This is a genomic window from Actinokineospora spheciospongiae, from assembly GCF_003182415.1.
GTDB lineage: Bacteria > Actinomycetota > Actinomycetes > Mycobacteriales > Pseudonocardiaceae > Actinokineospora > Actinokineospora spheciospongiae.
Map to the genome: position 1 here is coordinate 1 of NZ_QHCP01000025.1, position 6,425 is coordinate 6,425.

A 6,425-nucleotide genomic window follows, 5' to 3' on the forward strand; every position below is an offset into this window, starting at 1 on the left:
GCTCGCCGGGCCAGCGGTTTTCAGGGTGACCGGCCTGCGTTCAGGACCTCCACCCACCCGGGCAATCGCTCGCCGGGCCAGCGGTTTTCAGGGTGGTGGATCGGCTTTGCGGACGGGCCCTGGGTGGCCGTCCGGCATGACCGGACCCGGACCCGCAGCCGTTTCGCCGGCCGCTGCCCGGGCGCCCCGGCGACCTGTCCGGCCGACCCGGTGGTCCGGGTCTACACCCGCTTTGCCCGCTGTTCGGCCAACCCGGCGATCCGGTCGTGCACCCGCTTCGCCTTGCCGGTGGCGGGTGGGTCGGGTTCGACGCGGAGGGTGGTCAGGACGGTGGCGAGCATTTCGTAGTGGCCGACCAGGAAGAGGAATTCCAGTGCCGTCTCCTCGTCCAGGTGCTCCCGCAGGGCGGCCCAGGTCGAGTCGTCGAGGTCTTGGTCGTGGTGGAGGTGGTCGACGGCGGTCAGGAGGGTTCGTTGGCGGTCGTCCCAGCCCTCGGCTCCCGGGCCTTGGCGCACGGCCTCGATGCGCTCGGCGTCGAAGCCGACCCGGGCGCCCATGCGCACGTGGTGCTGCCACTCGTACTCGCACCCCCGGAGGTGGGCGACGCGCAGGATGACGAGTTCGGTGTCCCGTCGGCGCAGGCGCCCGCCCGCGAGAAGGCGGCCGGAGAAGTGCAGCCAGGCCCGGAAGAGCTTGCGGTGCCGTCCGATGATCCCGAACACCGCCATCGGGCCCGTGCCCTCCACCACCCCCGCGAGTCGGGGGAAGACCCACCCGAGGACCCGGTTGTCCTTGAACGAGCCCTGGGCGATGCGCGGCGCCATCCCGACCGTCCTCTCCACCGACGACATACCTACCGATGGGTATACCAGTGCACCCCGCACCCCCGCCGGTCGGAAGCCCCTGTGGACAACCCCGCCGCGCCCCCGATTCCTGTCGGTCCCCCCTGGTTGGATTGATTCGGGGGCTTCTCTGAACCGGCGTCGGTCAGCCGCAGGGTGCCGCGTCGGGGTCGCGGGCGCCGCCCGGAGCCCAGCGCACGTTCGCGAACGAGGCGTCGAACGCGGCCTCGGTGTAGACCAGGAACGGTGTGTTCACGTTGCCCAGGTCCAGCCCGCCCGCGTCGAAGCAGGAGATCGGGATCTTGACCGTCTTCTTCTCCCCCACCGGCGCCTGCAGCAGCCGCGTGGCGTCGACCTCGGCGAAGCACGGGTACACGCAGTGCGCGCTGACCACGACCCGACCGGCGGGCGGCTGGTGCACGACCACGTCGAACTCCAGTGCGCTGTCGGCGCTGAGGTACGGCCGCAGGTCGGAGGTCCCGGCCGGGTCCTGCAGGTAGAGCTGGCCGGTGCCCGACCACGTGGTGCGCAGCGCGTCCTGCTGCACGTTCACGTCCGCGGGCACCACGCCGATCGTCGCGTGCGCGGCGGTGCCGTCCGCCCCGACCTCCGTGCCGCCCCAGTTCTCCGGGGAGCCGATGAAGGCCTTGTACGGGGCGATGTCCTGCCGGTTGAAGATCTCCAGGTCCTCGGTGGCGGGGCCGCCGCCACCGCCGTCGCCGCACTCCGGGGCGGTTTCGGGGAGTTGGCCGACGGGTGTGCGCCCGCGGTCGGTGAGGCCGTAGCCGTACGGGAACAGCGGGTCGTAGTCCGGCGAACCGACGTTGAGCGGGGTCTGGCAGGGGGTGCGCGGCCAGGAGAACGAGAGCTTGCCGTCGAACCCGCCGTCGACCAGGCGGTCGGCGACTCCCCCGCCCTCGGTGCCGGGCAGCCAGGCCGCCACGAACGCGTCCGAGCGGTTCAGCTCCCTGTTGGTGTACAGGGGCCTGCCCGACAGGTAGACGCTGACCACCGGCACGCCCTTGCCCGCGACCCGGTCCAGCACCCGCAGGTCCTCCGGGTGCAGCCGGGACGCGTCCAGGCCGCGCTTGCCCAGGTCGCCGTTGCCCTCCGCGTACGGGGTCTCGCCGAGGACGGCCACCACCGCGTCGTAGCCGGTGGGGTCGACGTCGCCGGTTTCGCTGAAGGTCACGTTGGCCGCGCCGAGCTTCTCGCGCAGGCCGCCGAGGACGGTGGTGCCGTTGGGGAAGTCGGCGTTGGTGTTGCCGGTGCCCTGCCAGGTCAGCGTCCAGCCGCCGGTCTGGTTCTGCATGCTGTCGGCGCTCTTGCCGACGACCAGGACCTTCGCCCGCGACCGCAGCGGCAGCACCCGGTTGTCGTTCTTGAGCAGCACCAGCGATTCGCGGACCGCCTTGCGCGCCAGCGCCCTGGCTTCCAGCGCCCGGCCCGCGTCGCGGCGGGCGGAGGGCTTGGGGGCGTCGAACACGCCGGAGCGGAGCTTGACGCGCAGGATGCGGGTGACGGCGTCGTCGATGCGGGCCAGCGGAATCTCGCCGCTGCGGACCTGGGCGATGGTGTTGGTGATGAACGCCTTCCAGTCCTGGGGGACCATCACCACGTCGATGCCCGCGTTGATCGCCCGGGGGCAACTGGCGTTGGTGCAGCCGGGGACCTGGCCGATGCCGTTCCAGTCCGACACCACGAGCCCGTCGAAGCCCAGCTTGCCCTTGAGGATGCCGTTGAGGGCCAGGTCGCTGCCGTGCAGCTTGCCCTCGTCGATGCCCAGTGCGGGGTTGGTCCAGCTGTTGAACGACACCATGACGGTCTGCGCGCCCGCGGCGAGGGCGCCGTAGTAGCCCTGGCCGTGCACGTTGATCATCTCGGCGGTGGAGGCCGGGTTGACGCCCTGGTCCACGCCGCCCTCGGTGCCGCCGTCGCCGATGAAGTGCTTGGCGGTGGCCAGGACGCCGTCGAGGCGCAGGCGGCGGTCGCCCTGGAGGCCCTTGACCGCCTCGTAGCCGTAGGCGCGGGTGATCCGGGGGTCCTCGGAGTAGCCCTCGTAGGTGCGGCCCCAGCGGTCGTCGCGGACCACGGCCAGCGTGGGCGCGAACGCCCAGTCCTGGCCGGTGGCGCGGATCTGCCGGGTGGTGGCCTCGGCCACGTCGCGGACCAGGCAGGGGTCGTGCGCGGCGCCGAGGCCGATGTTGTGCGGGAAGAGGGTCGCCCCGAAGACGTTGTTGTTGCCGTGCACCGCGTCGATGCCCCAGAGCACGGGGATGCCGGTGCGGGTGGACTTCGAGGCCTGCCAGTAGGCGTCGGCCTGGGCGAGCCAGGCGGCGGGGGCGGCGTGCTTGTCCTGGCCCGGCCAGGCGCCGCCGCCGTTGAGGACCGAGCCGAAGCCGTAGGTGCGGACGTCGTCGGCGGTGATGGCGGTGATCTCCGGCTGGGTCATCTGGCCGACCTTCTCGGCCAGCGTCATGCCCGCGACCATCCGCCGGACCCGGTGCTCGTCGACCGGGTTGGTCGGCACCCGGCTGTCGACCCTCGGCCAGTCGGCGAGCACCGGCAGCCGGTCCTCGACCCGGGCGCAGCCGTGCCCGTCGGTCCGCGGCGGACCGACCACCGGCCGCCCGGTCGCGGCGGCGGCCGGGGTCAGCAGCGCCGCCCCGAGCACCCCGACGACCACTGCCCGTACGACGCGTGCGTGCCTCATCGCGCTCCCCGGCCTCGTTGCCTGCTTTCCCCTAGCTCACCGTGTACGGGACTACCCGACAATCCGCCTTTGGGAGCATCTCCTCTCGACAACCGAGGGACCCCGTGACGCACCGCGTACGGCATACTTAATCCGATCGGGTGACGCCGTGGGCCGGTCGTGTCGGCAAACACCTGCTCACCTGTCGGTGGCGCCGGCTATCCTGGCCGCGCCGCACCCCGATTCCCGGTTCTTCGGCAGTCGACGGCGACCGCTACTGGGGAGTCGTCCGTCCGTGCGCCCGCGGCGCACCCGTTCTGGAGGTTCCACCCATGCAGACCCCTGCCGCCGCGCCCGCGGCCGGCGACAAGCTCGACGCGGCGGTGCTGAAGATCGCCAGCGTCGTCGTGCTGGGCGTGATCATGTCCATCCTCGACGTCACCGTGGTCAGCGTGGCGCTGCCCACCTTCCAGGAGGTGTTCGGCGCCAGCTACGCCACCGTCGCCTGGACGATGACCGGCTACACCCTGGCGCTGGCGACGGTGATCCCGCTCACCGGGTGGGCCGCCGACCGGTTCGGCACCAAGCGCCTCTACATCCTGGCGCTGGTGCTGTTCGTGCTCGGCTCGGTGCTGTGCAGCCTGGCCTGGGACATCGGCAGCCTGATCACCTTCCGGGTGCTGCAGGGCCTCGGCGGCGGCATGCTGATGCCGCTGGGCATGACGATCATGACCCGCGCGGCCGGACCGGACCGGATCGGCCGGGTGATGGCCGTGCTGGGCATCCCGATGCTGATGGGCCCGATCGGCGGCCCGATCCTCGGCGGCTGGATGCTGGAGTCGCTGTCCTGGCACTGGATCTTCCTGATCAACGTCCCGATCGGCGCGGTGGCGCTGGTCGCGGCCGTGCTGGTGCTGCCCAAGGACAACCCGTCGCCGTCGGAGACCTTCGACTACGTCGGCATGCTGCTGCTGTCGCCGGGGCTGGCGCTGCTGCTGTTCGGCGTGTCGTCCATCCCGGAGAAGGGCACCGTGGCCAGCTCCCGGGTGCTCGTCCCGGCGCTGATCGGCGTCGCGCTGGTCGTCGGGTTCGTCTTCCACGCGCTGCGGCCGCGGCACCCGCTGATCGACCTGCGGCTGTTCAAGAACAAGCAGTTGACCGTCGCCACGATCACGCTGTTCCTGTTCGCGGTGGCGTTCTTCGGCGCGATGCTGCTGGTGCCCAGCTACTTCCTGCAGGTCCGGCAGGAGACCACGCTCAGCGCGGGCCTGCTGCTGGCCCCGCAGGGCCTCGGCGCGATGCTGAGCATGCCGATCGCGGGCAAGCTCGCCGACAAGACCGGCGTCGGCAAGATCGTGCTGTTCGGCATGGGGGTGATCGCCGTGGGCATGGGCGTGCTCACCCAGATCGACGCGAACACCTCCTACGTGGTCCTGCTCGGTGTCCTCGCCCTGATGGGCATCGGCATGGGCGCGGCGATGATGCCGCTGATGACCGCCGCGCTGCAGACCCTCAACGACCACACCATCGCCCGCGGCTCCACGCTGATGAACATCGTGCAGCAGGTGGCGGCGTCGGTCGGCACGGCGGTGATGTCGGTGGTGCTGACGAACCAGATCAACGGTTCGGAGGCCATCGGCAGGCTGGCCACCAAGTCCTTCGAGCCGCAGGAGGCACCGGCCCTGGCCGCGCAGGCCCAGGCCGACACCGCCTCGGGCTTCGCGATCGCGTTCACCGTCGCGTTCGTGCTGCTGCTGCTGACCCTGGTCCCGGCCTTCCTGCTGCCCCGCAGGAAGGTCGAGACCCCGGAGGGCGCCGAGGCGCCGAAGCCGGTGATCATGCACTGAGGTCCCGCAGGGGGGAAGGGGCGCACATCCGCTGGGTGTGCGCCCCTTTCTTTGCGTTTTTCCACCGGAAATCCCCGCTGCGGGTGGTTGATCGCCGACAGCGCTCACAACCGGGCGGTGGTTGGCGATGCACCGGGTGTTGCCGACGAGGGGGAGGCGCTGTGCTGCGTTCGGTGTTCGTGGGATCAGTGGTGGCCGGGTTGCTGGCGGTGTCGGTGTGGCCCGCGGCAGCGGCCGGGCCGAACACGCCGTTCCTGGGGGACCTCAACGGGGACGGCCGGGCGGACCGGGTCACGCTCGGCGCGGTCGGGCTGACCTCGACCTGCACGGTGAGCGTGCAGGACGGCCTGGTGGGCGGTGGTTTCGCCGCGGCGGTCCAGCACAGCTACGTGTCGCCGCGCACCTCCGGGCCGCTGCCGTACTGCCCGGACATGGGCGAGGTGGTGGACCTCGGCGGGGACGGCACGCCGGAGATCGTGACCACCGGCTTCTACTGGTACGGGGCGACCGACGCGCTGCTGGTGCTGCGGGACTTCGCCCCGGTGGCGTCGTTCTCCGGGTTGAGCATGCCGAGCACGCTGCGCGCGGTCGACTTCGACGGCGACGGGCGCAAGGACCTGTGGAGCTCCACCGACCAGTCCAGTCGGTTGCGCACCTACACCAACACCGCGGCGGGCACCCTGGTGCCCGGCCCGTTCGAGGTGTGCAGCGACGCCTCGCTGCCCCAGCACGCCTTCGCCGACTTCGACGGCGACGGCGGCCAGGACATGCTGCTGTACCGCCGTTGCGGTCTGGGCGTCGGCCGCGCCGCCGAGCTGTACCGCGGCGGCGGCGGACCGCCGGTCGTGTTCGCCACCTCCACCACGGCGACCTACGAGGTGTTCGTGGGCGACTTCGACTAGGGCCTGTCCTGCGGATCTTCACTTGAGATGGAGGACGATGCAGGCGAGGATGATCTCGGCTCGGTGGTAGGCGGCTCGTTTGGCGAACCTGGTGGCCAGGCCGCGGAACTGCTTGAGCCGGTTGAAACAGCGTTCGACGACG

4 protein-coding genes are annotated in these 6,425 nt (G+C 71.4%); 2 read left to right on the forward strand and 2 right to left on the reverse strand.

The window, feature by feature from the left end:
* Window positions 1-221: 221 nt before the first annotated feature.
* Both DFQ13_RS32800 and DFQ13_RS32805 read right to left on the reverse strand, forming a co-directional pair.
* Window positions 222-842, reverse strand: a complete 621-nt coding sequence (locus tag DFQ13_RS32800; RefSeq protein WP_233438689.1) for a carboxymuconolactone decarboxylase family protein — start codon at window positions 840-842, stop codon at window positions 222-224.
* A 145-nt stretch (window positions 843-987) separates the two neighbouring features.
* Complete coding sequence (locus DFQ13_RS32805; RefSeq protein WP_110082630.1) at window positions 988-3,555, reverse strand: glycoside hydrolase family 3 protein; 2,568 nt, start codon at window positions 3,553-3,555, stop codon at window positions 988-990.
* A 311-nt stretch (window positions 3,556-3,866) separates the two neighbouring features.
* Here DFQ13_RS32805 and DFQ13_RS32810 point away from each other — a divergent pair, with 311 nt between their 5' ends.
* Complete coding sequence (locus DFQ13_RS32810; protein ID WP_035289388.1) at window positions 3,867-5,381, forward strand: DHA2 family efflux MFS transporter permease subunit; 1,515 nt, start codon at window positions 3,867-3,869, stop codon at window positions 5,379-5,381.
* Between the two features lie 161 nt (window positions 5,382-5,542).
* A complete protein-coding gene (locus tag DFQ13_RS32815) occupies window positions 5,543-6,283 on the forward strand; it encodes an FG-GAP repeat domain-containing protein (RefSeq protein WP_110082631.1) in 741 nt (246 codons plus the stop codon).
* Window positions 6,284-6,425: the final 142 nt, after the last annotated feature.